A 24,932-nucleotide genomic window follows, 5' to 3' on the forward strand; every position below is an offset into this window, starting at 1 on the left:
TTTCTCTTGGATACGTGTCGTTGACTTCCTATTTCTTGCTGACCACGCTTTGCGGGTTGAGGTTCCCGATGCGGCCGCTTTCGGTGCCGGCGTTTTCATCGATAACGGCATTCACCAGCGTCGGCTTGCCTGAGGAGATCGCCTCCTCAACCGCCTGGCGCAGCTCATCGGGGCTGGTCGCATAGACGCCATTGCCGCCAAAGGCCTGCATCATCAGATCATAGCGGGCATCTTTCACGAAGACGGTGGGTGCCACATCATTGCCGCCGGTCGGGTTCGTGTCCGTTCCCCGGTAGATCCCGTTATTGTTGAAGACAACAACGCAGACCGGCAGGTTATAGCGGCAGATTGTTTCAATCTCCATGCCCGAAAACCCGAAGGCGCTGTCGCCTTCCACCGCCAGCACCGGCTGACCTGTCTCAACGGCGGCGGCGACGGCGGCCCCCATGCCGATCCCCATGATCCCCCAGGTGCCAACGTCAATCCGGTGACGTGGCCGATAGATGTCGATGATGCTGCGGGCAAAATCGAGGGTGTTTGCGCCTTCGTTCACCAGAATGGTATCGGGACGTTCCTTGATCACGTTCTTGAGCACGCCAAGAGCGCTGTGGAAATCCATAGGTGTTGCATTGCTCATCAGTTTGGCGGCCATCCGCTCAAGATTGGTCTCTTTCTTGGCGGTGATGGTATCGGTCCAGTCCGCGGGAGGCTTGCTCCAGCCTTTGCCCATGCCATCCAGCATTGCCCGCAGCACGGAGCCGATATCGCCGACCAGGGGCGCGGCAATCTCGACATTGCTGTCCATTTCCATCGCCTCGATATCCACCTGGATGAATTTCTTGGAAAACGGCTCTCCCCATGTCTTGCCCTTGCCATGAGAAAGCAGCCAGTTCAGCCGTGCTCCGACCAGCATGACGACATCCGATTCCTTGAGCACAAGCGACCGCGCGGCGCCCGCGGATTGCGGGTGATCATCGGGCAAGAGCCCCTTGGCCATGCTCATCGGCAGATAGGGAATGCCGCTTGTTTCGACAAACTTGCGCACCACGTCATCCTCTTGAGCATAGGCCGCGCCCTTACCCAGAATGATGAGCGGTTTTTTTGCGGATTTGAGCACGTCGAGCGCGCGCTTCACCGCATCCGGATCCGGCAATTGTTTCGGCGCCGGGTCGATGACCTTGACAAGGGACTTCCGGCCCTTTTCAGCATCCATGACCTGGGCAAAGAGTTTGGCCGGAAGATCGAGATACACCCCGCCCGGACGCCCGGAGACCGCCGCCCGGATAGCGCGGGCAACCCCGATACCGATATCTTCGGCATGAAGTATCCGATACGCCGCCTTGCAAAGCGGCTTGGCGATGGCGAGCTGGTCCATCTCCTCGTAATCCCCCTGCTGGAGATCGACAATCTCACGTTCCGACGATCCGCTGATGAGAATCATGGGAAAGCAGTTGGTGGTGGCATTGGCCAGCGCCGTCAGCCCGTTGAGAAATCCCGGTGCTGAAACCGTCAGGCAAACCCCTGGCTTCCTGGTCAGAAATCCGGCCACCGCCGCCGCGTTGCCGGAATGCTGTTCGTGCCGGAAGGATAGCACCCGCATGCCTTCGGCCTGGGCCAGCCTGCCCAGATCCGTGATCGGAATCCCGGGCACGCCATAAATGGTGTTGATACCATTCAGCTTGAGCGCATCGATAACAAGATGAAAACCATCGGTAAGGTTCTGTGTTTCCGTTTCAACCGCAGTTGCTTCTGGCGCTGTCATGTCTCTCTCCTCAAAACGACTTTTCCCTGACGTCAATCTTCGATGTCAGATGTGGTGTTTTTCTCTTCAAGGCTGTCAAGCCGCGTCCATCGATCATGGATGTGGTCATGCAGCCGCATCGTGTGATTGCGGACAAGCCGGGAGGCAAGTTCCGCATCACGGGCTTCAAGCGCCTCAATGATCTCCATGTGATCGGCAACGGACCGCGAAGCCCGGTTGTCTTCGCCCATGGCCCGGCGGCGAACCGCGTACATATGGATAAAGAGATCTTCGGCTGAACTGCATAAGAGGGGGCAGCCCGATAACTCAAGAATGCTCTGATGAAATTTGATATTGGCGTCGGAATACTCGCCAAGCTCGGCCATCGCCGATTTGGTGCTGTGGCTCATGGCGAATTTGCGCAACGCCTTCAGATCGGCGTCCGTTGCCACGCCGACGGCAAGATAGGCGGCCATGCTTTCAAGCGCCGCCCAGGTCTTGATCATATCAAGAATTTCCGTAAGGGACTTGCGGTGGATGAACACCCCCTTGCGCGGGATGATCTCCACAAGGCCATCCTGCGACAGGCGCGCCAGCGCTTCACGGATAGGCGTTCGGGAAATGCCGAGCTGCTCAGCAAGTTTGCGCTCATCAAGACGCATATCCTGGCTGAAATTATAGATATCGACCTTGCGGATACTGTCCCGCAACACCTCATAGATGTGATCCTTCAAGGTGAAATTGATGGATACAGGTTTAAGTTTCACATCTATCGGCACAAGTCACCCCCCGGTCAGATACGGCCCGTTCAGGCGGGCCAAAAACATGATCTGTTTTTTCTTTATCTGGTATACCTTACACCCTATCCAAAGCCGGTCAAGCCCAATTTTTTCAAAATCAGGGGAGAAATGAGTTGCAATATTTGGCATATGGTATACCAAGAATAGAGGTGTTTCCGGCGTGAAAGACCGGCTTGCACGCTATCGTTCTGATGCTCGATTTTCGCCGCAACGGCAGGGCAGTTTTCGCGTAAGTGATGCATGGAGGAAGGCAGAAAGATGATACATCAGCAACCGAGCGGCGTTGATTTCATCACCAGGTACAGGCATAAGATGCTGAGCCTTGCAGCTATCCTGCCAATATCGATATCGCCAGGGACATGTGGGGAGTTAAGGAGATGAAACAATGAACATTCATGAATATCAGGCCAAACAGGTTCTCAAGGATTTTGGCGCACCGGTGGCCCGCGGCGTGGCCATCACCAGCCTCGACGAAGCCCAGGCGGCGGTGGATCAGCTGCCGGGGCCGGTCTGGGTGGTCAAGAGCCAGATTCATGCAGGTGGCCGCGGCAAGGGCAAGTTCAAGGAGCTTGGCGACGACGCCAAGGGAGGTGTTCGCGTCAGTTTCTCCCGCGATGAAGCCTTGCAGAATATCGAGGAAATGTTCGGCAAAACGCTGGTCACCAACCAGACAGGTCCCGCCGGCAAGGCAGTCAACCGGCTTTATATCGAAGACGGCGCGGCGATTGATCGCGAACTCTATCTTTCCATTCTTGTCGATCGCGAAACCGGCCAGACATCTTTTGTTGTCTCCACCGAAGGCGGCATGGACATTGAAACCGTGGCCCATGACACGCCGGAAAAGATACACTCCGTCGGTATCCGCGCCAGCGCCGGCTGCACCGAGGCTGATGCCAGCCAGCTTGCCGATGCCCTCAAGCTCGAAGGAGAGGCAAGGGCCGATGGCATGGAGCTCTTCGCCAATCTCTACAAGGCATTCACCTCGAAAGACATGAGCCTTCTTGAGATCAACCCGCTGATCGTCACCAAGGAGAACAGGCTGCAGGTGCTTGACGCAAAGGTCTCCTTTGATGGCAACGCGCTGTTCCGCCACCCCGATATCATGGAGCTGCGCGATATCACCGAGGAGGACGACAAGGAAATCGAGGCCTCCAAATATGACCTGGCCTATATCGCTCTTGACGGCGATATCGGCTGCATGGTCAATGGCGCAGGTCTGGCCATGGCCACCATGGATATCATCAAGATGTACGGGGCTGAGCCGGCAAACTTTCTCGATGTCGGGGGCGGGGCGACAACTGAAAAAGTGACCGCCGCCTTCAAGATCATCACCGCTGATCCGAATGTCAAAGGCATTCTTGTCAATATTTTCGGCGGCATCATGCGCTGCGATGTCATCGCCGAAGGGGTGGTGACCGCGGCACGTGAAGTCGGCCTTCAAGTGCCGCTTGTGGTGCGGCTCGAAGGCACCAAAGTCGCCGAAGGCAAAGCCATCATCGAGAAAAGCGGGCTGAACGTGATTGCCGCCGATGATCTTGATGATGCGGCGCAGAAAATCGTCAATGCGGTAAGGGGGTAAGACCATGTCGATACTTATCAACAAAGACACGAAAGTCATCGTTCAGGGGCTTACCGGCAAGACCGGAACCTTCCATACCGAGCAGGCGCTGGCCTATCACGGAACCCAGATGGTAGCAGGCACGCATCCATCGAAAGGCGGTCAGGAATGGGTGAGCGCTGACGGGGTGAGGCTTCCTCTTTTCGCCACCGTGGCCGAAGCCAGGGAGGCAACCGGCGCCAATGCCTCGGTGATCTATGTTCCCCCGGCAGGGGCGGCGGCGGCCATCGAAGAATCCATCGATGCCGGGATTGAGCTTATCACCTGCATTACCGAAGGCGTGCCTGTTCAGGACATGGTCCGGGTCAAGGAGAAACTGGATGCCTCCGGCTCACGCCTCATCGGCCCCAACTGCCCGGGTCTGCTGACGCCTGAAGAATGCAAGATCGGCATCATGCCGAGCAGTATCTTCCGCCGCGGATCTGTTGGTGTGTTGTCGCGCTCTGGCACCCTGACCTATGAAGCGGTGTTCCAGACATCCCAGGAAGGGCTCGGCCAGTCGACGGCGGTCGGCATAGGGGGCGATCCGGTCAAGGGAACCGAGTTTATCGATATTCTCGAGATGTTCCTCGGCGATCCGGAAACAACCTCGATTATCATGATCGGTGAAATCGGCGGCTCGGCCGAAGAAGACGCAGCCCAGTTTCTAAAAGATGAAGCCAAAAAGGGACGCGCCAAGCCAACGGTGGGCTTCATCGCTGGCCGGACCTCACCTCCGGGCCGGACCATGGGTCATGCCGGTGCCGTGATTTCCGGCGGCAAAGGCGGCGCCGAAGACAAGATCGAGGCCCTCCAATCCGCCGGGGTCAAAGTATCCCCATCGCCAGCGCAACTGGGGCAGACCCTGGTCAATCTCCTCAAAGGATAAAAAACGTCCTCCCAGCGAAAAGAGCGTCACCCCAGTGACGCTCTTTTTTTATATCTGAAGAAGAAAGATCTAGACGGCCTGGGACATCGGCACGGAACTGGCCGCGTTGTCTTCAAGCCGCGCATCCACGATGGCCACAATCCGGTCCACGGTCGAGTTCTGAAGGCCGAATCGCTGACCGATCCGCTGAACGAGACGATCCACCCGTTCGATCTTCTCGGCGCCGCTATCGATGGCGCGTGCCGCCGAGGACGGCTTGAGCAGATTCTGTGCCGCATTGGCGTATTTTTCAAAAGGAACCTGATCTTCGGCAGATGCACCGAGGCGCCGGGCCAGTTGATCCACCCAGTGATACATCGCCTCGGATGAGGCGACATCCCCATGCACCGCATCACGGATCGGCTGAACATGGTCAACCTCAACACAGCGGTAATTCCCCGTCAGCAGCATGCTCCATTTCGCCATTGGCACGAAAAGGCTGTCATGCACCCGGAGTTTGACCGGAACATCCTTGCCATCCAGTTGTACGGCGGCGATATCGTCTTCCAGCTGGCGCAACATGGCGCTGTGTTCAGGACAGGCGAAATCCGCTGCCTTGAAATTGGTCGGCAGGCCGACATGAAGAATGTTTGCGCCTTCTTCGGGCGGCCGGAACGCCTGCGGATCAGGGCTGCAGAGCGTCACCAGATCCGGATCAAAATTATCCCATACCGAGGCATCATCAAAACAGTCCGAAAGATCGGCATCAGCGAGGCTTTCAATCCGGCGAAGATATGGAAGCGGCGGCATGTTCATAATCGAAAGACAGGGCTTGCCGCTCAGGGCGATGCGCTGCATCAATTCCCGCACCGAGGGTGAGGAATACTGCGGCTCCTGCATGGCAAGGGCGATCATGTCATAATTTTCGGGCCTTGCGTCCTCAGGCGTGACGGCGTCAACCGATCCCGGCAGATCCGCCGACCTTATCGAGCGATGCGTATCCTCATCCTTGAGCTTGATCCGGACTTCCGTGCCTTCCTTGTTGATCAGCGCCGCCGTCCGGGCGCGGCAGATCAGGGAGACGTCATGTCCCGCCATCAGAAGTTTGGTTGATAGAAGCGAGCCGTAGGATGCTCCGAGAATCAAAATACGCATGATGGTCACCTTCCTGCCAGATCATCTGTCTTGACCCGTGCAATCTACAAGACAGGCCCGTAATCCCTAAGGAAAATGGTGAAAACCAGAAAATTGTAAATTATTTACATTTACACAATCCGGCGCGGGTGACCCGGGATTCACATCGCTTTCATGAGGCTTTCGAAATCCTGCAGGCGGCGAACTTGAACTCGGGGATTTTCCCATAAGGGTCAAGCTGCGGGTTGGTGAGGATATTGGCGGCGGCTTCGACATAGGCGAAGGGCACGAAGACCATGTCCTCGGCCACGGCGGTGTCGGCCCGGGCCATGATCGTGATCCGGCCACGGCGGGTTTCGATCGCGATGGTCTCGCCGGCCTCGACCCCGAGACGCGCAAGGGTTGCCGGGTTGAGCGAGGCATTGGCTTCGGGTTCCACCGCATCGAGCACGCTTGCCCGGCGTGTCATAGAACCGGTATGCCAGTGTTCGAGCTGCCGCCCCGTTGTCATGATCATCGGGTAGTTTTCATCCGGGTCTTCTGCCGGACGGATGATCCCGGCCGGGGTGAACCTGGCGCGCCCGCCCGCGCGAGGGAAACCGTCGCCAAAGACAATCGGCTGCCCCGGGTCTTCGGGGCTCAAGGACGGGTAGGTCACCGCGCTCTGGGCTTCGAGCCGCTCCCAGGTGATATTGGCAAGCGACTTCATCGATACCTTCATTTCAGCAAAGACTTCCCGCGGGTGGGTGTAGTTCCAGTCAAGCCCGAGTGCGCGGGCGAGCGCTGTCGTGATCCACCAGTCTTCCCGCGCCTCTCCCGGAGGCGGCACCGCCGGACGGCCCATCTGCACCTGCCGGTTGGTGTTGGTCACCGTGCCGGTTTTCTCCGGCCAGGCCGACGACGGCAGGATGACATCGGCGTAATTGGCGGTTTCGGTCAGGAAGATATCCTGCACCACCAGATGATCCAGTTTCGCCAGCGCATCGCGTGCATGTTCGACATCCGGGTCGGACATGGCCGGGTTCTCCCCGAGGATATACATCCCGCCGATATCCCCGGCATGGACCGCATCCATGATCTCGGTCACCGTCAGCCCCTTTTCCGGATTTATCCTTCCATCCTGCCAGATCTCCTCAAAAGCCGAACGCACCCCATCATCGGTCACGCTCTGGTAATCGGGCAGGAACATCGGGATCAGGCCCGCATCCGACGCCCCCTGCACGTTGTTCTGGCCACGCAAGGGGTGCAGGCCCGTGCCGGGGCGGCCGACATGGCCGCACATCAGCGCAAGCGAGATCAGGCAGCGCGAGTTGTCGGTGCCATGGATATGCTGCGAGACGCCCATCCCCCAGAAGATCATCCCGGCTTTTGCCCCGGCAAAATCACGCGCCACCTGGCGTAGTGTCTCTGCCGGAATGCCGCAGATATCGGCCATCTTCTCAGGCGGGAACGCCGCAAGATGCGCCTTCATGTCAGCCCAGTTCTCGGTGAAGCCATCAATATACTGCTGATCATAGAGCTCTTCTTCAACGATCACGTTCATGATCCCGTTGAGCATCGCCACATCCGCCCCGGGGCTGAACTGAAGCATATGCGTGGCATGCCGCTTCAGCCCCTGGCCCCGCGGATCCATCACGATCAGCTTGCCGCCACGCTTGGCAAACTGCTTGAAATAGGTTGCCGCCACCGGATGGTTTTCGGTCGGGTTGGCCCCGATCACGATCGCCACATCCGCATGTTCAATCTCATTGAAGGTTGCCGTCACCGCGCCGGAGCCGACATTCTCCAGCAACGCCGCCACCGATGACGCATGGCAGAGCCGCGTGCAGTGATCGACGTTGTTATGACCAAAACCCTGGCGGATCAGTTTCTGGAAGAGATAGGCCTCTTCGTTCGAGCATTTTGCCGAGCCAAACCCCGCCACCCGCGTTCCCGCCACTTCACGCTGGGCCGCAAGACCCGCCGCCGCCACGTCAAGCGCTTCTTCCCAACTCGCTTCCCGGAAATGGGTCAGGGGATTGGACGGATCGACATCAAGCCCTTTTGCCGGCGCATCATCACGCCGGATCAGCGGCCTTGTCAGCCGGTGGGGATGGTGGATATAGTCAAAGCCGAACCGGCCCTTGACGCAAAGACGGCTTTCATTCGCCGGGCCTTCAATCCCCTCGACATATTTGATCTGATCATCCTTGATCTTGAAGCTGAGCTGGCATCCAACCCCGCAATACGGGCATACCGACGATACCTCACGATCAAAATCTCGGCTGTCGCCGCGTTGGGCTGCATCCACCACCGTTGCCGGCATCAGCGCGCCGGTCGGGCAGGCCTGAACACATTCCCCGCAGGCCACGCAGGTGGAACTGCCCATCGGATCCGCCATGTCAAAGACAATCTCCGCCTTATGGCCACGCCCCGACATTCCGATCACGTCATTCACCTGAACTTCCCGACATGCCCGGACGCAGAGATTGCAGTGGATGCACGCATCGAGATTGACCCGCATCGCCACATGGCTGTCATCCAGAAGCGGGATTTCGGTCGCATCACGGGCCGGAAAACGGCTCTCCTCGATCTTGTTCGCTGCCTTCATCGCCGCAAAATGAGATGATCGGTCATGCGCCTCGGCGGGCTGGTCCGCCGCCAGAAGCTCGACCACCAGCGCCCGGGATTTAGCCGCCCGTTCGCTCCCGCTTGATACCACCATCCCGTCGGTGGCCACCCGGATACAGGACGCCGCCAGCGTCCGTTCGCCCTCGATCTCCACCATGCAGGCCCGGCAGTTGCCATCGGCCCGGTAGCCGGTCGCCGGCTTGTGGCAGAGATGCGGGATTTCCGTACCCTGGCCCCGCGCCGCATCCCAGAGGGTCGTCCCCTCAGGGACCGTCACATCCTTCCCGTCCAGCGTGAAGGTTACGGTTTTCGTCGTTGGTCTATCAAGCATGGCCCCCGCCTCAGCTAATTTCGTCGGCAAAATGTTTCATCGTCAGCCGGATCGGATTTGGCGCTGCCTGACCTAGCCCGCAAATCGACGCATCCTGCATCACCTCGCAGAGATCCGACAGCAGTTCCTGATCCCATGTCTCCGCCTGCATCAGCTGCACCGCCTTGCCGCATCCTGTCCGGCACGGCGTGCATTGCCCGCAGCTTTCATCCTCGAAAAACCGCAGCATGTTCAACGCCGCATCACGGACCCGATCCTGATCCGACAACACCACCACCGCGGCGGAACCGATAAAACTCCCCAGCGGTTGCAGCGTGTCAAAATCAAGCGGCACATCATCAATCGAAGCTGGCAGTATCCCCGAAGATGGCCCCCCGGGCTGGTAGGCACGGAATGCGTGACCCGCCATCATCCCGCCCGCCGCGGCAATGATATCGGTGATCGTCGAGCCCGCCGGCAACAGATACACCCCGGGCTTCGCCACCCGGCCGGATACCGAATAACTCCTCAGCCCCTTGCGGCCGTTCTTCTCAACCGATGACAGTATCTCCGGGCCTTCCCGGCAGACCCGCGCCACCCAGTGCAGCGTTTCGATATTATGCACCAGCGTCGGCCGGCCAAAAAGACCAACCTGCGCGACATAGGGCGGGCGATGACGCGGCAGACCACGCTTGCCTTCGATCGACTCGATCATCGCGCTTTCCTCACCGCAGATATACGCCCCCGCACCGCGCCGCAACTCAACATATCCAGCCTCGACAAGACCTGACCCTTCAAGCGCCCTGATCTCACGACGCAGAATCTCCAGAACCGCCGGATACTCATCCCGCATGTAGATATAACAGCGTTCAGCTTCCACGGCCCAGGCCGCGATCAGCATCCCTTCGAGAAACAGATGCGGCACCCGCTCAAGATAATATCTGTCCTTGAAGGTTCCGGGCTCGCCCTCATCCCCGTTCACCGCAAGATAGCGTGGCCCTTCGGCTGCCCGAACAAAACCCCATTTCCGGCCCGATGGAAATCCCGCCCCGCCAAGACCGCGAAGACCGCTTGCCAGCACCGTTTCCTGCACCTCTTCCCAGGACCCGCCGGCACGTAACTCCTCAAGTTTCGCGTACCCGCCCTCGGCGCGATACGCCGCCAGGTCTTGATAAACCGGTATATGTGCGTGGGTTTCTCCGGCCGCGATTGCCGCCTCAACCTTGGCAAGATCCGCATGGTCGATATGATGATGGCCAAGCTCTAGGGCCGGAGCGGTATCGCATCTCCCCATGCAGGGCGCCCGCAAGACACGCACTTCCGACGGATCAAGACCTTCTTCAAGCGCCGCCTTGAGCGCCGAGGCACCGGCAAGCTCACAGGACAGCGAATCACAGACCCGGATCGTCAGCGCCGGTGGCGGCGTCTCCCCCTCACCCACCACCGTGAAATGCGCATAGAAACTCGCAACCTCATACACTTCCGCCTGCGCCAGTTTCAACTCGCTTGCCAGCGCGCAGAGATGCGCATGACCAAGATACCCGTACCTGTCCTGAATCAGATGAAGGTATTCGATCAGAAGATCGCGGCGATACGGGCCAGAACCAAGCAGAACTCGAACCTCGGATAACGCTCCAGAATCAACCTGACGTCCCTTCGGCGTCTTCCGACCCTTACCTGAACCACTCTTCCAGATACCTTTGTTTTCGGTAATCGCGGTCAATTCATCCTCCCTCGGCTCTGAGACAGAGTTTTCCACTTGTGGCTTGATGCGTCAAATAAATTATCTGGTATACCAGATAATTTTTTGCGCCGCCCTTTCGCAAGTAACCCTGCCAGTCCATCCTCACCAGCCCATTCATCGGGCCAGCAAACAGATCCAACGCCATAAAACACTTCCCTTAATTGACCAGCGCCGGTGATTGCGCTACCAAATTCACGACAGGAACAGGTGGATACCCGACAGTCTCAACCGGAACACCGTTTTTGGGGATAGGATTTTTCAAACAGGATCAGGCCATGACCACACCAGAAAACATGAACGTCATCATCATACGGGAAGCAGGTGGACCGGACGTGCTGGAGGCTGGCACCCGGCCCTGCCCTGTTCCGGCAGATCATGAGGTGCTGATCGAGGTTGCCGCTGCAGGGGTAAACGGACCTGATCTGCTGCAACGCCGCGGTCTTTATCCGCCACCAGAAGGCGCATCCGATCTTCTGGGACTTGAGGTTTCCGGCCGAATTGCCGCCCTCGGCGATGCCGTGACCGGCTGGACGGTCGGTGACCAGGTCTGCGCGCTCACCAATGGCGGGGGATATGCTGAATATGTTGCGGTCGATGCGGCCCATTGCCTGCCCATCCCCGAAGGCGTGGACATGATCGATGCCGCCGGGCTGCCCGAAACCTATTTTACCATCTGGAGCAATGTGTTCTTGGGGCGTGACATTCCGCAAGGGGGAAATCTGCTGGTTCACGGCGGCGCGGGCGGGATTGGTTCAACGGCCATTCAGATCGGCCATGCCATGGGGCTCAATGTCTACACCACCGCCGGCAGTGCCGATGCGTGTTCCTGGTGCGAGGGTCTTGGCGCCAGGCGGGCCATCAATTTCAGGGAAGAGGATTTCATGCCAGCCCTGCGCGAGGCAGGCGGCGCGGATATCATCATCGATATCATCGGCGGTGATTATATTGCCCGCAACATAAAGGCAGCCCGCACCGACGCACGGATCATCCAGCTTGCCTTCAATCACGGCTCGAAAGTGGAGATTGATCTCATGCCGCTGATGCTGAAACGGTTGACTCTGACCGGATCAACGCTGCGGTCACGGCCGACCGGTTTCAAGGCCGCGGTGGCCGCGGATCTGCGGAAAACGGTCTGGCCCCTTTTTGCCAAAGGCAGGCTACAGCCAACCACCTTCCGAACCTTCCCCCTTGCCGAGGCGACGGCAGCGCATGAGATGATGGAAGGCGGCGGCCTGCGCGGCAAGATCCTGCTCACCACCGCATCCTGATCCGCAGGTCACAACCAGCCCGGAGCCTGAAATCAGCCGAGCCGGGGGCCTGCCTTGACAAGCTGCCGGCCGGCTTCGGTATCGGTGAACTTCTTGAAATTCTCAATGAAGAGCCCGGCAAGATGTTCGGCTTTTTTTTGCCATTCGGCTGGATCATCATAGCTTGACCGCGGGTCAAGCACATCCGCACCAAGCCCGGCGAGACGTGTCGGGATCCTGAGATTGAAGACCGGCAGGGTTGCGGTGTCGGCCTCATCGATTTCACCGGCCATGATGGCGTCAATCAGCGCCCGTGTATTGGCAAGGGAAATGCGTTTGCCCTGGCCGTTCCATCCGGTGTTGATGAGGAAGGCCCGCGCCCCTGAGGCCCGCATCCGCTTGCTGAGCACATCGGCATAAACCGTGGGATGCAAGGTCAGGAAGGCGGCCCCGAAACAGGCCGAAAAAGTGGGCTGATGTTCGGTCATGCCACGTTCCATCCCGGCCATTTTGGCGGTAAATCCGCTCAGGAAATGATACTGGGTCGCGGCATCATCGAGGATCGATACCGCCGGCAGAACACCATAGGCATCAGCAGTAAGAAAGAGCACGTTTTTCGCATGCCCGCCTTTGGAGACCGGGCGGACGATGTTTTCGATATGATAGATCGGATAGGAGACCCGGGTGTTCTGGGTCAGGCTTGTATCGCTGAAATCAATCTTGCCATTGGAATCAACCATGACGTTTTCAAGCAAGGCATCCCGGCGGACAGCACGATAGATCTCAGGCTCGCTTTCTTCATTGAGGTCACTTGTCTTGGCATAGCAACCCCCTTCGAAATTGAACACGCCATCATCATCCCAGCCATGTTCATCATCACCGATGAGACTCCGGTTCGCCGAGGCCGAAAGGGTTGTCTTGCCCGTACCTGAAAGACCAAAGAACAGCGCCACATCGCCATCCTTGCCCATATTTGCCGAGCAATGCATGGAAGCAATCCCCTTCTGCGGCAGGAGATAGTTCATCATGGCGAACATGCCCTTCTTCATCTCGCCGCCGTACCAGGAGCCGCAGATCAACTGCATGCGCTCGGTCAGGTTGAAGGCAATGAAGGTCGACGAGTTCAGCCCCTGCGCCTGCCAGTTTTCATTCCTGGCCATGGAGGCGTTGACAACGGTGAAGTCCGGCTCGAAATCCGCGAGTTCTTCCTCGCTCGGGCGGATGAACATGTTCTTGACGAAATGCGCCTGCCAGGCGACTTCCATGACAAAGCGGACCTTAAGGCAGGTGTCCATATTGGCGCCGCAATAGCCATCGACAACATAGAGTTTCTTGCCGCTGAGCTGGGCCATGCAGAGGTCTTTGAGTTCAGACCAGATTTCAGGGGATATCGGTTTGTTGTCGTTCTTGGCCCCATTGCCATTCCACCATAAAGTATCGGCGGTGGTTTCATCTTTGACGATGAATTTATCCTTGGGCGAGCGGCCGGTATATTCACCGGTAAGCACATTGACCGCGCCAAGTTCGGTCAGGTAGCCGCGTGCGTATCCTTCCAGGCCCGGATCAAGTTCATCTTCATAAAGGCGGTCATAAGTCGGATTGGTAATGATCTCTTTGGCATCGGTGATGCCAATTCTTTCCAGAAAATCTTGCAACGGTATTCTCTCTCAACGGTGAAAAATCCGGCCATAGGCCGGGTGGATCTAAATGTATTGAAGTTCGAGATCTTGTCAACCAGTAGCGGCATAAACTGCGATGCCGCACCATGATGCAGGTTAGCATGAAGTTACGGGATTTAATATCGGGCAGGGCCGTGCCTAGCCTTTCACCATTTTGAACAGCGGCTAGGTTTTTGCCAGCCGCCTTGACGCCAGATTGGGATTGGTCAGCGCATTTTTTGCGCCATAAAGGCCTGCCATCGTATCTGTCGCAAGCCATACCGGAATATGTTCAAAGATGTTCTGCATGATGCCGGCATGCCGAAAGCGTTCTTCAAAACGGCTTTCCGGAATAAGCGAGGCAAGGCGGGGAACGATGCCTCCCGCGATAACCGCCCCGCGCCAGCACCCCATGGTCAGTATGGCATTGACCATGACCGTCGCCAGTGCGTTCAGCAGTATCAGCACCGCCTTGCGGGCAAGCCCGTTTTCATGAAGTGCGGCCTTGCCAATATCTGCGGCGGTCCAGCCTGCCGCATCGATACCATCAAGATGGCAAAGGAAACGATAGATCACCTCAAGCCCCGGGCCACTTATCACGTTCTCTGCGCTGACATAAGGAGAGGTCTGGCGCAGGAAGGCCTCAAGCTCACTTTCCAGATCATCGCGTGGGGTGAAATGCACATGCCCGCCTTCACCTTCGACGACAAAACACTCTTGATCAACAGAGATCAGCGCCGCAACACCCAGCCCCGTGCCCGGGCCGATCACCAGCAACGGCGCATCAGGATGGGAGGCGCCATCAAGGACAAGCTCATTGCCGCAAGTTTCAGGATCGGCCTGGGCGAGGGCCTGGGCCGTGAAGTCATTAATCACCAGGAGGCTTTTGACGGGCAGGTGATTCAGCAATGCTGTTTTGCTGAATTGCCAATGATTGTTGGTAACATTGATGACATCTTCCAGCACCGGCGCGGCGACGGCGATGCTGACGGCCCTTATCCTGCGGCTTTGCGTATCGGGCAAACTGCCCAGATAGGCATCGATGGCATCTTCAATCCCGGGAAAATCCGCGCAAGCCAGATTTCTGATATGCGACAGGGGTGCCCTTTCGGCCTCTGCAAAGCCGAAGCGTACATTTGTCCCACCAACATCAACAGCGACTACAGACATGCATTATCCCAACGGCACCGGAGGCGTTAATTCAGCCTTTCACCTGTATCTGCATCGAAATATGAGGCTTTGTCCATATTGAACGACAAATCCATCTCAAGGCCAGCAGTTGCGGTGGTTTCAGCCTGAAGTCGTGCCGTTACCTCAATACCGCCAAGCGACATCAGGACATAGGTATCTGCACCTGCAGGTTCCACCACATCGATCCGGCAGGATGAGACCTGATCACTTGAACGTTTATGTGATTTTGCATCAGCAATATCTTCAGGGCGGATGCCGAGAACAACACGCTCCGGCAGATTCCTCGCGGTCATATCCGTGAGGATCAGATCACTGCTGTCGTTGCGATGGATGATGAATTTAGAGCCCTTGCCCTTCTTTTCCACCCTGGCGGGGATCAGATTCATCGCCGGTGAACCCATGAAATCAGCAACAAAGAGATTGGCGGGGTGGCTGTAAATTTCAGCAGGAGTGCCGATCTGCTGAATAACACCGCCTTTCATCACAACGATCTTGGTGGCCAGCGTCATGGCCTCGATTTGATCATGGGTGACGTAGACCATGGAGGCATTCAGGTTTTGATGCAGTTTCTTGATCTCTGTCCGCATTTCCACGCGGAGTTTGGCATCGAGATTGGAAAGAGGTTCATCAAAAAGAAAGAGTTTCGGGTCACGAACAAGCGCCCGCCCCATGGCGACACGCTGGCGCTGGCCACCCGAAAGCTGGGATGGGCGTCGATCCAGCAAGGCTTCTATCTGCAACTGACGCGCCACTTCGGCGAGTTTTTCCTGCTGAAGGGCTTTATCTACACCCCGCACCTTCATCCCGAAGGTGATGTTCTTTGCAACGGTCATTGTGGGGTAGAGCGCATAGGACTGAAAGACCATGGCAATATCACGATCCTTGGGGCTGATATTCTGCATATCACGTCCATCAATCATCACCGAACCGCTGGAGATCGGCTCAAGCCCGGCGATACAATTCAGCAAGGTCGACTTGCCGCAACCCGAAGGGCCGACCAGAACCAGAAACTCGCCTGTATCGATGCTGACATTGACATTCTTTAGAATATCAACCGTGCCGAATTTCTTGTTCAATTCTTTTAATTCCAGAATAGGGGGCATGGTTATCCTTTCACTGAACCTGCTGTCAGACCGCGGATGAAATATTTTCCGGCGATCACATAAACGACCAATGTCGGCAAGGCGGCAATGATGGCCGAAGCCATATCGACATTATATTCCTTCACGCCGGTGGTTGAATTGACGATGTTGTTGAGCGCGACGGTGACAGGCTGGGTACCGGCTTCTGAAAAAGAGACGCCAAAAAGGAAGTCATTCCAGATCTGGGTAAACTGCCAGATCACCGTGACAACAATGATGGGCAGGGACAGGGGCAGAAAAATCGAGAAAAAAATGCGGAAGAAGGAGGCGCCATCCACCTTGGCGGCTTTAACCAGTTCAATAGGAATGGTGACATAGTAATTACGGAAGAACAGTGTCGTGAAGCCGATACCATAAATGACATGAACCAAGATCAGGCCGGGAATTGAACCTGCAAGCCCCATCTGCCCAAGCAGGCGCGCCATCGGGAGCAGCACCACCTGGAACGGGATAAAACATCCAAAAAGGATCAGCGCAAAGATGAGGTTTGCGCCTCGAAACCGCCATTGCGCCACCGCATAACCATTGATGGCACCGATTAGCGTCGAGATGATCACCGCAGGCACCGCCATGATGACGGAATTCCAGAAATAGGGGCGCAGGCCTTCACATTTGATGCCGGAACAGGCGCTTGACCATGCCGTCTGCCAGGCCTGGAAAGTTACGTCACGGGGCAGCGAAATCAGCGAGCCTGTGCGGATTTCTTCAAGCGACTTGAGCGACGTGGTCACCATCACGAAAAGCGGCAGCAAATAATAGACGGCAAAGATCGCAAGCAGGACATAGAGCACCCAGCGCAGGATGATGTTTTTCATCGAAAAAGAGCGTGATGAAATATTGGCAAGATCAGTCATGCCTGGCCCTCAATTCGGAATAGAGATACGGCACGACAATCGCGAAGATGATGGCCATCATCACCATGGCCGAACTTGCCGCCTGGCCAAGATCGCCTCGTGAGAATGCCATCGTATACATATAGGTTGCCGGCAAGTCCGTTGCGAAACCGGGGCCGCCGCCAGTCAGCGCGATGACGAGATCAAAACTCTTGATCGCCAGATGCGCGAGAACGATAAAAGCCGACAGAAAGATCGACGCCATCGATGGAATGATGATCGATGTGTAGATCCGCCAGGTGGGGATGCCATCGACCTGCGCGGCTTTGATCACCTCCTGATCAATGGATCGCAAACCCGCCAGAAACAGTGCCATGACAAAGCCAGAAGCTTGCCAGACACCGGCAATCACCACGGTATAGATCGCCATCTCGGGATCAACCAGCCAGTCAAAACTGAAATCCGACCAGCCCAGCCCGCGGATAGCGGCTTCAAAGCCAAGACCGGGATTGAGTATCCATTTCCATGCCGTGCCCGTAACGATCAGCGACAGGGCCATGGGATAAAGATAGATGGTACGGATGACCCCTTCGGTACGGATTTTCTGATCAAGCAAGATCGCCAGGATCAACCCGAGGACGGTGGAGATCGAAATAAAAAGAATACCAAAAATAAACAGATTATTGATCGCGGTATCCCAGCGAAGGGAATCAAAAAGACGCTCATACTGAATGAAACCGTAGAGATCATAACGGGGCAGCAATCTTGACCGGGTCAGCGAAACCCAGGCTGTCCAGCCGATAAAACCATATACAAAAACAAGTGAGACCAAGAAAGACGGCGCCAAAACGATCTTGGGCATCTGTTTTTCCAACCAGTCGATCATCTGGAGCCTCACAAAAGAAAAACCCACCTGCCGGTAACCCGGCAGGTGGGGGATGGTATTCTACAGGCTGTTTGCAACAGACTTTGCAAGCATTTCAACAGCCTCGGATGAAGACATGTCAGAGTTGAAATGTGCGGTCACCACATCGGTGATGGCGCCGGACTGGGCCCCGCGAAGCGCCATGCCATGGGCATAGGACGGCAGGAGAGACCCGCCGGCATTGCTGGTGGCCATATCCTGTGCGGAAATATGGGCGCAAGTGTCAAAATCATCCAGCGCCACGTCAACACGAGCAGGGATCGAGCCTTTGTTCATGTTGAAGACCTTCTGGAAGTTCTGGCCGACGATCAGTTCCGCCAGCAGCATCTGTCCGGCTTGCTTGTCGTCACCACTGACATCAAACATCGCGAAACTGTCCACGTTATAGAGGAAGCCTTCACCAGGTGTCGATGCGCAGAGGAAATCGATGCCGGGGCGCTTGCCGGCGGCAAGGAATTCACCCTTTGCCCAGTCACCCATGATCTGAAAAGCGGCTTCGCCATTCATGACCATTGCCGTGGCAAGGTTCCAGTCACGACCGGAGAAATTGCTGTCAACATAGCCGCGCAGTTTACGCATCTGGTCAAAAACCTTGACCATCGTAGCGGACTTCAGGGTTGCCTGATCAAGTTCAACAAAAGCTTTGTGGAAAAACTCGGGCCCGCCGATGCCAAGCGCCACGGCCTCAAAGACGGTGGCGTCCTGCCAGGCCTGACCGCCATGTGCAAGCGGGGTGATGCCCTTGGCCAGCAGTTTATCAGCGGCGGCGTTGAACTCATCCCAGGACGTTGGCATGGCGATACCGTTATCAGCGAGAACGGCGGCATTTGCCCAGATCCAGTCAATGCGATGAACGTTCACCGGCGCGGCACACCATTTGCCTTCGCATTTCATGTGACCGGCAATGGATGCTGGCAGCACATCGGCCCAGCCATGCTTTTCGGCGACAGATGAAATATCGGAAAGCGCGCCTTCTTCATACCATTCCTGGATAGCAGGGCCTTTCAGCTGGACGGCGGTCGGTGCGTTGCCGGAAAGAACACGTGCACGCAGTGCGGTCATGGCCGCATCACCCCCACCACCAGCAACGGGCATATCTGTCCAAGTGCCGCCGCGGGAAGCGAATTCCTGCTGCAATACGGCGACAGATTTGGCTTCACCGCCCGAGGTCCACCAATGCAGAACTTCTGCCTGCGGCTCTGCTTTTGCAACACCGGCACAAGCAAGCGTAAGCGCAGCGGATGCTGCAAGGATAAATCTGGATTTCATTTTGTCCTCCCAAATTGACAATCCCAATTGAAAATTCATCCCTCCAGATTGATGATGCCGATTGTATTTTTCAAACAGATTCAGGCCGAAAAATGCAAGATCATGTCAATTTTTGAGAGGTTTTATTACAATTTGTTACCTGGGCTTGCGACGTGCTAATGAAGATAGGTTGAAGTGAACATATCCATGGGGAATACGATGGCGATCCCTAAGATACTTGTCGTTGATGATGACGTTGAACTTTGCGACATGCTTGCCGCCTATCTGGCGCATGAAGGTTTCATGGTGCTTACCGCCACGAACGGGGCGGAGATACGCCGCCATATCGAGACGTCGCGCATCGATCTCATTTTGCTGGATGTCATGTTGGGGGAAGAAGACGGCATCACCCTGTGCAGGGAATTGCGCGAGGAACAAGACGTGCCCATCATCTTTGTCTCGACGCTGTCATCTGACCGGCAGCGTGTGGCAGGATATGAAGTCGGCGCCGATGACTATATCGCCAAACCATTCAATCTTGAGTTGCTCCTGGCGCGGGTAAAAGCTGTCCTGCGTCGCGGTCGTCGGTCCGCATCGCTGAATTACCGACGTGATACGGCCGAATATCAATTCGGCGGCTGGCGGTATTCCGGCAGAAGCGATGAAGTCTATTCCCCCAATGGGGTGCAGGTGGCGCTATCCAAGCAGGAAACGAGATTGCTTAAAGTCTTTCTCGCCAACCCCCATATTGCCCTGACGCGTGAAGAGATCATCGCCGCCATGGATGTGACTCAAGATACCAGTGCTTATGTTGATACGAGTGGCCGTGCCCTGGATGTTCTGGTGGGGCGATTGCGAAGCAAGATCGAGCGCAACCCGAAAGCACCTGAATTTCTGAAGACCGAACGGGGTGTCGGATATGTTTTTGCGACTGATGTTGATCGGCTGGACACATGATGGCGATTTTCTCCAGCCTCAAAGCTCGATCCATGTGGTGGATTCTCTCCGCCATGGCCACGGGCATGCTGGCTATGGCCATGTGGATGCAATCCATCGCCGCCTGGGAGCGGCATCTCAATCAAGCCTATATTGCAGGGTTGAGTCTCAATACTACCATCGACAACAACGCGCCGGTAGGGGACGGGTTGCTCCTGCATCGGCTTTCAGGGCAGGAGGCGAAACTCGCCGATGCGGGGCTGTTCACGAAACTGCCTGATGTTGCGCCTTCGGATTTCATCACCAGGTTGTCACTAAATGCCTATTCCGGCGATGGCGATGGACGGGTCAACCGGATTGATATCGCGGTGGTGGCCCGGGAGCTGCAATATCCGGTCGCCAAATTGAGGGGAGGTGAAAACCAGCCAAGAGGCGGGGGACTGGCTGAACTCACGCGGTTGCTGGCAAGTTACTGCGCCGAGCCGATCATCTTCGCCAGATTTGAAAAAGGTGACTGGTACAGGATCGACGGCAACACGATCTGGGGATGTGACGCCGCGCCTCTTGACTTGCGCCTGCCGGCAATTTTACTGGTAGTGATTGCCCTGATGATCCTGTCGACACTTGTTTTCAGCACCAGCGCGGCTTTCCAGTCCTTCGCCCAGATGCTGGCCAATCAGGGGCTGCTGCGCGGACCTGCACGCTATAAACGGGAAGGGCCGGAAGAACTTGGCGTCATGATTGATGCCATCAATAACTATCTGGAAGATCAGCGGCGGTCCTTGTCGAAACGGGCAATGTTCCTTTCCGGGGTCAGCCATGACCTTGGCACGCCGGCAACGCGGCTGCGCCTTCGGGCAGAGGCAATAAAGGACAAATCCCTGCGCCGGAAAATCAACAGCGATATCGATCAGATGACCGGGATGATCACGTCGGTCCTGAGTTACACGCAATCCGAGATCAATGAGGAGCCGCCAAGAAAGGTCTCGCTTCTGTCTTTGGTGGAAGCCGTGGTTGCGGATTTTCAGGACGCAAGGCAACAGGTTACGTTGGCGGAGGCAGGCAGGCCAGAAGTGACGGGACGCACTCTTCTCTTCAGCGGTGATGGCCTCAAGCCCGGCCAGCGACGCCAGATGCCGCCTCAAATCGTTATCACCGCACAGCCTCTGGCGCTGCAGCGGGCGTTGTCGAACCTGATTGACAATGCCCTCAAATATGGGCGCAAGGCGGTGGTATCCGTTAATGCCAGTTCCGTGCAAGCGCAAATCCATATCGATGATTTCGGCGTCGGTATTGAGCCTGAAGACCTCCAGCAGCTGACCATGCCTTTTCAGCGGGGAAGCAATACAGGCCAGATCAAAGGGAGTGGCATTGGTCTTGCCATCACCACCACCATAGCGGAGCAGCATGGAGGACGGCTTGAGTTTTCCAGATGGGAATTTGGTAACAGGGCGACGCTGATCCTGCCGCGCTAGGAATCCTGCAGGGAAGAATATTGATAATCCAAAGGGGCGAGCTGCTCGCGCTTGAAGATAAAATCCGCCGCTCTTGCCGCCATCATCTGCACCGGCGCATTCAGGTTGGCGCTGACAATCCTGGGCATGGAAGAGGCATCAATTACCCGCAGCCCTTCAATGCCATGAACCCTGAACTGGCCATCGATGACCGCGGCATCATCATACCCCATGCGGCAGGTGCAGCTCGGGTGATAGGCGGTTTCGATATTCGCCCGCAGCATATCCTCGATGTCTTTTCGGGATTGGAATTGATCACCGGGTTTCATCTCAGCTCCCCGGAATTCATCAAAAGCGCTTTGCGACACAAGATCACGTGCCATGTTTACCGCTTCCACCATTTCCTTCAGGTCATCAGGATCCTGCATATACCGGAAGGTGATAATGGGACTGGCCTTGATATCGGAGGGATTGAGCCTGATCTCGCCGGTACTTTTGGGGCGCATCTGATCGACATTCAGCGAAAACGCCTGCTCCACTTTTATCCTGCCATTCGTAATGGTGAAGCCGAGCGGGCCGAAGTGATACTGCAGGTTCGGGTGGGTGACGCTATCATTGCTTCGGATCAGGCCGCCAGCTTCCCATATGTTTGAACTGGCCATGCCGCCACCGGTCAGCATCCAGCTGATACCGGCCTTTAATTTATTGACGGGGTTATTGATCGTATGAAAGGGAAGGCGTTTTCTTGAGGCAAATTGAAGCCTGATCTTGGCGTGATCCTGCAGGTTCTGCCCCACACCCAACAGATGTTTTCGAGGCGTGATATCACATTCGGCCAGATGTCTTGCCGGACCGATCCCCGATTGCATCAGCAGTTTGGGTGAATTGATCGCGCCGCCGCAAAGCAGGACTTCCCGGTCAGCAAAAGCGAGGACGTCTTCCCCATGATGGGTAAAGGCCACCCCTTGTGCCCTGTTGCCTTCGATAAGGATCTTATGGGTCTCGGCAGATGTCAGGAGAGTGAGATTTTTTCGCCCCAGCACCGGTTTAAGATGGGCGGTGGCGGCACTGCATCTCCTGCCGTTCATGACCGTTGTATCAAGCCTTGCCAGACCTTCGGGATTAGGGCCGTTGAGATCATCGGAACGCCCTTGCCCGGATTGCGTTCCCGCTTCCAGAAACGCATCATATAGCGGATCCGGGTAATTGGCCTGCTTCACGCCCAGCCGGCCGTTTCTGCCGCGCCATTCATTGCCTCTATTCTCGTATTTCTCGCCGGCAATAAAATACGGCAGGCAATTGCTGAAGCCCCATTCCGGAAGATCAAATTCGTTGGCCCATCCATCGTAATCCAGGCGATGGCCGCGCATATAGACCATCGAGTTGATCGATGACGACCCGCCGACAACTCGCCCCCGGGGCGTACTTATGGATCGGCCGCAAAGCCCTTTTTCATCAGCCGTATAATAATTCCAGTTAAATGCCGGGTCCCGGAACACGCGGTAGACACCTGCCGGCATGTGAATAAAGAGGCTGCGATCCATGGGCCCGGCCTCAAGAAGAAGCACCTTGCAGGAAGTGTCAGCGCTCAGCTCATTGGCCAGGACACATCCTGCTGATCCGGCGCCGATGATGATGAAATCATAATGCAGCTTTTCCATCGGAAGATCTTAGCAGAGGCAGCGCTTGAACAGCCATAGAATTAACGTGCTCATCCATGTTGCTCTGGCGGAAGCTTAAGTCATATCCTTTGCCATAGCGTTGGCCTATGCCTTGCGGTCATCCAGCCGCCAATGGCGTCCATGATATCCGATGGGTATTCAACAGATCTGGGGCGATCATGTAGGCTATGTCGGAAGGCGTGGATCACAAAGCAGCATTTCAAGACTGTTTCCATGGATCACAATTCTTGAACATGTAATTCTACTTTTTTATGGTATATTCTAAGTTCATGATGAATAAACCAAACGCTCGGGGAGTGATGGCATGAAGATCACCGCAATTCAGTTAAACAGCATCAATAATAAAGAGGATAATCTGAAAGCTGCCACCAAATTGGCAGAAGCAGCTATCAAGGCTGATAATCCTGATCTGATTGCCTTTCCTGAAATGATGGCATTTTATGGTGGCACCGTCCAGGACAGGAAAGATTCAGCCGAAGATATTCCCAACGGGCGGACAACCGAATGTCTTTCAGCATTAGCAAAAAAACACCGGGTATTCATTCACGGTGGCAGTTTCTATGAAAAAGCAGGGGACAAGGTCTATAACACGACCGTTGCTTTTGATCGCGATGGCGAGATCATTGCTACTTACAGGAAAATACATCTATTTGACATCACCACCCCAGATGGAAAGGATTACAAAGAATCTGATACCGTTGTTCCAGGCAATGAGGTTGTAACCTATCAGGCTGAAAATATCACCATCGGATGCAGTATCTGTTACGATTTGCGGTTTGCCGAACTTTACCTGAAATTGGCAGCCGCAGGGGCAGATCTCATCATGATCCCGGCTGCCTTTACCCTGCAGACCGGCAAGGACCACTGGGAAACACTGATCCGGGCAAGGGCAATCGAAACCCAGTGCTACGCCATGGCTCCAGCTCAATGGGGTGTCTATCCTGACGGGACAGGGGGAAGCCGTGAAACATGGGGTCATTCGATGATCGTTGATCCTTGGGGATTGGTGGTTTCCCGAACTTCGTATGGGACAGGCTGGGCCAGCGCAACCATGGATACTGATTATCTGGCAAGAATCAGGAGTGATGTTCCCGTTGCCAATCACCGCGTTCTGGGCAAATAACGGATTTTCATGATGGACAAATATCAGATCAATCCCATGCCGCAAGCTGCTGACCCGGCGCTTTTGGAAAGAGCGGCCAATGTTGAAACAGCAACCATCGGTCATATCCGCCAGTTAGGCTTTGCTGACCCGTCGATTGCGCCGATGATGCCAGCCAGGACAGTTATTGGAACAGCGGTGACACTGGCACTGCCGGGGCAGGATTCAACCTTGCTGCATCATGTTGCAGGGATGTTGAGAAAGGGTGATATCCTTGTCATTGACAGACTGGGAGATCATAAACATGCCTGTCTGGGCGGCGGCGTTGCCTGCGCCATCAAAGCATCGGGTTGTTCTGCCGTGATCATTGATGGTCCAGCAACTGATCGCCAGGAAATTCTGCATTTTGATCTTCCAGTCTGGAGCCGCGGTCTGTCACCTGTCACGACCAGACTCTATGATATAGGTGGTGCTCTCAATGTTCCTGTCAGTTGCGGCGGGGCTGCGGTCTTGCCAGGCTGGATTGTGGTTGCCGATGATAGCGGTGTGCTGTTCATGCCGCCGGACGAAGCACCCGAATATATTGACTGGGCACTCGGCAAGCAGAAACAAGAGCCAGAGTCTCACCGGAAAATCATTGAAGATGGTGCCAGGCTGGGTGATCTGACAGGGGCTTCAGAAAAAGTTATCGCGGGCATTTAAAACCAGTC

Annotated in this window: 19 protein-coding genes; 7 read left to right on the forward strand and 12 right to left on the reverse strand. The window is 56.1% G+C overall.

Going from position 1 to position 24,932, the window contains the following annotated elements; genetic code table 11:
• Positions 1–28 precede the first annotated feature (28 nt).
• Together oxc and AB8880_11200 are read right to left on the reverse strand one after the other, a co-directional pair.
• Positions 29–1,762 (reverse strand): oxalyl-CoA decarboxylase, encoded by a 1,734-nt coding sequence (gene oxc, locus AB8880_11195; GenBank protein XDZ65472.1) that lies wholly within the window; start codon positions 1,760–1,762, stop codon positions 29–31.
• Positions 1,763–1,794: 32 nt separating this feature from the next.
• Positions 1,795–2,508, reverse strand: a complete 714-nt coding sequence (locus tag AB8880_11200; GenBank protein ID XDZ65473.1) for a GntR family transcriptional regulator — start codon at positions 2,506–2,508, stop codon at positions 1,795–1,797.
• 418 nt (positions 2,509–2,926) lie between these two features.
• Between AB8880_11200 and sucC the strand changes: the two genes are divergently transcribed.
• Together sucC and sucD are read left to right on the forward strand one after the other, a co-directional pair.
• On the forward strand, positions 2,927–4,120 hold the full coding sequence (sucC, locus tag AB8880_11205; GenBank protein XDZ65474.1) for an ADP-forming succinate--CoA ligase subunit beta: 1,194 nt from the start codon (positions 2,927–2,929) through the stop codon (positions 4,118–4,120).
• Positions 4,121–4,124: 4 nt separating this feature from the next.
• Positions 4,125–5,027, forward strand: coding sequence for a succinate--CoA ligase subunit alpha (sucD, locus tag AB8880_11210; GenBank protein ID XDZ65475.1), 903 nt, complete (start codon positions 4,125–4,127; stop codon positions 5,025–5,027).
• A 69-nt stretch (positions 5,028–5,096) separates the two neighbouring features.
• Here sucD and AB8880_11215 read toward each other — a convergent pair whose 3' ends face one another.
• The 3 genes from AB8880_11215 to AB8880_11225 form a co-directional block, all read right to left on the reverse strand.
• Entirely contained in the window at positions 5,097–6,161 is a 1,065-nt protein-coding gene (locus tag AB8880_11215; protein ID XDZ65476.1) for a ketopantoate reductase family protein, read from the reverse strand.
• 151 nt (positions 6,162–6,312) lie between these two features.
• Complete coding sequence (fdhF, locus tag AB8880_11220) at positions 6,313–9,081, reverse strand: formate dehydrogenase subunit alpha (GenBank protein ID XDZ65477.1); 2,769 nt, start codon at positions 9,079–9,081, stop codon at positions 6,313–6,315.
• A gap of 10 nt (positions 9,082–9,091) precedes the next feature.
• A complete protein-coding gene (locus AB8880_11225) occupies positions 9,092–10,783 on the reverse strand; it encodes an NAD(P)H-dependent oxidoreductase subunit E (GenBank protein ID XDZ65478.1) in 1,692 nt (563 codons plus the stop codon).
• A gap of 296 nt (positions 10,784–11,079) precedes the next feature.
• Between AB8880_11225 and AB8880_11230 the strand changes: the two genes are divergently transcribed.
• Positions 11,080–12,072: an NAD(P)H-quinone oxidoreductase gene (locus AB8880_11230; GenBank protein XDZ65479.1), complete on the forward strand. Its 993-nt coding sequence runs from the start codon at positions 11,080–11,082 to the stop codon at positions 12,070–12,072.
• Positions 12,073–12,104: 32 nt separating this feature from the next.
• On the opposite strand, the gene pckA is transcribed toward AB8880_11230, so the two are convergent.
• The 6 genes from pckA to AB8880_11260 form a co-directional block, all read right to left on the reverse strand.
• Positions 12,105–13,712, reverse strand: a complete 1,608-nt coding sequence (gene pckA, locus AB8880_11235) for a phosphoenolpyruvate carboxykinase (ATP) (GenBank protein ID XDZ67065.1) — start codon at positions 13,710–13,712, stop codon at positions 12,105–12,107.
• 183 nt (positions 13,713–13,895) lie between these two features.
• A complete protein-coding gene (locus AB8880_11240; GenBank protein XDZ65480.1) occupies positions 13,896–14,879 on the reverse strand; it encodes an ROK family protein in 984 nt (327 codons plus the stop codon).
• 26 nt (positions 14,880–14,905) lie between these two features.
• Positions 14,906–16,003 carry an ABC transporter ATP-binding protein gene (locus AB8880_11245; protein XDZ65481.1) on the reverse strand — a complete coding sequence of 366 codons (1,098 nt, stop codon included), beginning with the start codon at positions 16,001–16,003 and terminating at the stop codon, positions 14,906–14,908.
• 2 nt (positions 16,004–16,005) lie between these two features.
• Complete coding sequence (locus AB8880_11250; protein ID XDZ65482.1) at positions 16,006–16,896, reverse strand: carbohydrate ABC transporter permease; 891 nt, start codon at positions 16,894–16,896, stop codon at positions 16,006–16,008.
• The gene (locus AB8880_11255; GenBank protein ID XDZ65483.1) at positions 16,889–17,761 is read right to left on the reverse strand and encodes a carbohydrate ABC transporter permease; all 873 of its coding nucleotides are present in this window, start codon (positions 17,759–17,761) and stop codon (positions 16,889–16,891) included. The genes AB8880_11250 and AB8880_11255 overlap by 8 nt, the downstream gene beginning before the upstream one ends.
• Before the next feature lie 60 nt (positions 17,762–17,821).
• A complete protein-coding gene (locus tag AB8880_11260; GenBank protein ID XDZ65484.1) occupies positions 17,822–19,069 on the reverse strand; it encodes an ABC transporter substrate-binding protein in 1,248 nt (415 codons plus the stop codon).
• A gap of 198 nt (positions 19,070–19,267) precedes the next feature.
• Between AB8880_11260 and AB8880_11265 the strand changes: the two genes are divergently transcribed.
• On the forward strand, positions 19,268–20,005 hold the full coding sequence (locus AB8880_11265) for a response regulator transcription factor (GenBank protein ID XDZ65485.1): 738 nt from the start codon (positions 19,268–19,270) through the stop codon (positions 20,003–20,005).
• The gene (locus AB8880_11270; protein ID XDZ65486.1) at positions 20,002–21,459 is read left to right on the forward strand and encodes a sensor histidine kinase; all 1,458 of its coding nucleotides are present in this window, start codon (positions 20,002–20,004) and stop codon (positions 21,457–21,459) included. Before AB8880_11265 ends, AB8880_11270 begins: the two co-directional genes overlap by 4 nt.
• Here AB8880_11270 and AB8880_11275 read toward each other — a convergent pair.
• Complete coding sequence (locus tag AB8880_11275) at positions 21,456–23,099, reverse strand: GMC family oxidoreductase (protein XDZ65487.1); 1,644 nt, start codon at positions 23,097–23,099, stop codon at positions 21,456–21,458. The genes AB8880_11270 and AB8880_11275 overlap by 4 nt on opposite strands.
• 325 nt (positions 23,100–23,424) lie before the next feature.
• Here AB8880_11275 and AB8880_11280 point away from each other — a divergent pair, with 325 nt between their 5' ends.
• Together AB8880_11280 and AB8880_11285 are read left to right on the forward strand one after the other, a co-directional pair.
• Positions 23,425–24,243, forward strand: coding sequence for a carbon-nitrogen hydrolase family protein (locus AB8880_11280; GenBank protein XDZ65488.1), 819 nt, complete (start codon positions 23,425–23,427; stop codon positions 24,241–24,243).
• Positions 24,244–24,252: 9 nt separating this feature from the next.
• Complete coding sequence (locus tag AB8880_11285) at positions 24,253–24,924, forward strand: RraA family protein (GenBank protein ID XDZ65489.1); 672 nt, start codon at positions 24,253–24,255, stop codon at positions 24,922–24,924.
• Positions 24,925–24,932 lie beyond the last annotated feature (8 nt).

It is taken from the genome of Alphaproteobacteria bacterium LSUCC0684 (assembly GCA_041228335.1).
Taxonomy (GTDB): Bacteria; Pseudomonadota; Alphaproteobacteria; order Puniceispirillales; family UBA1172.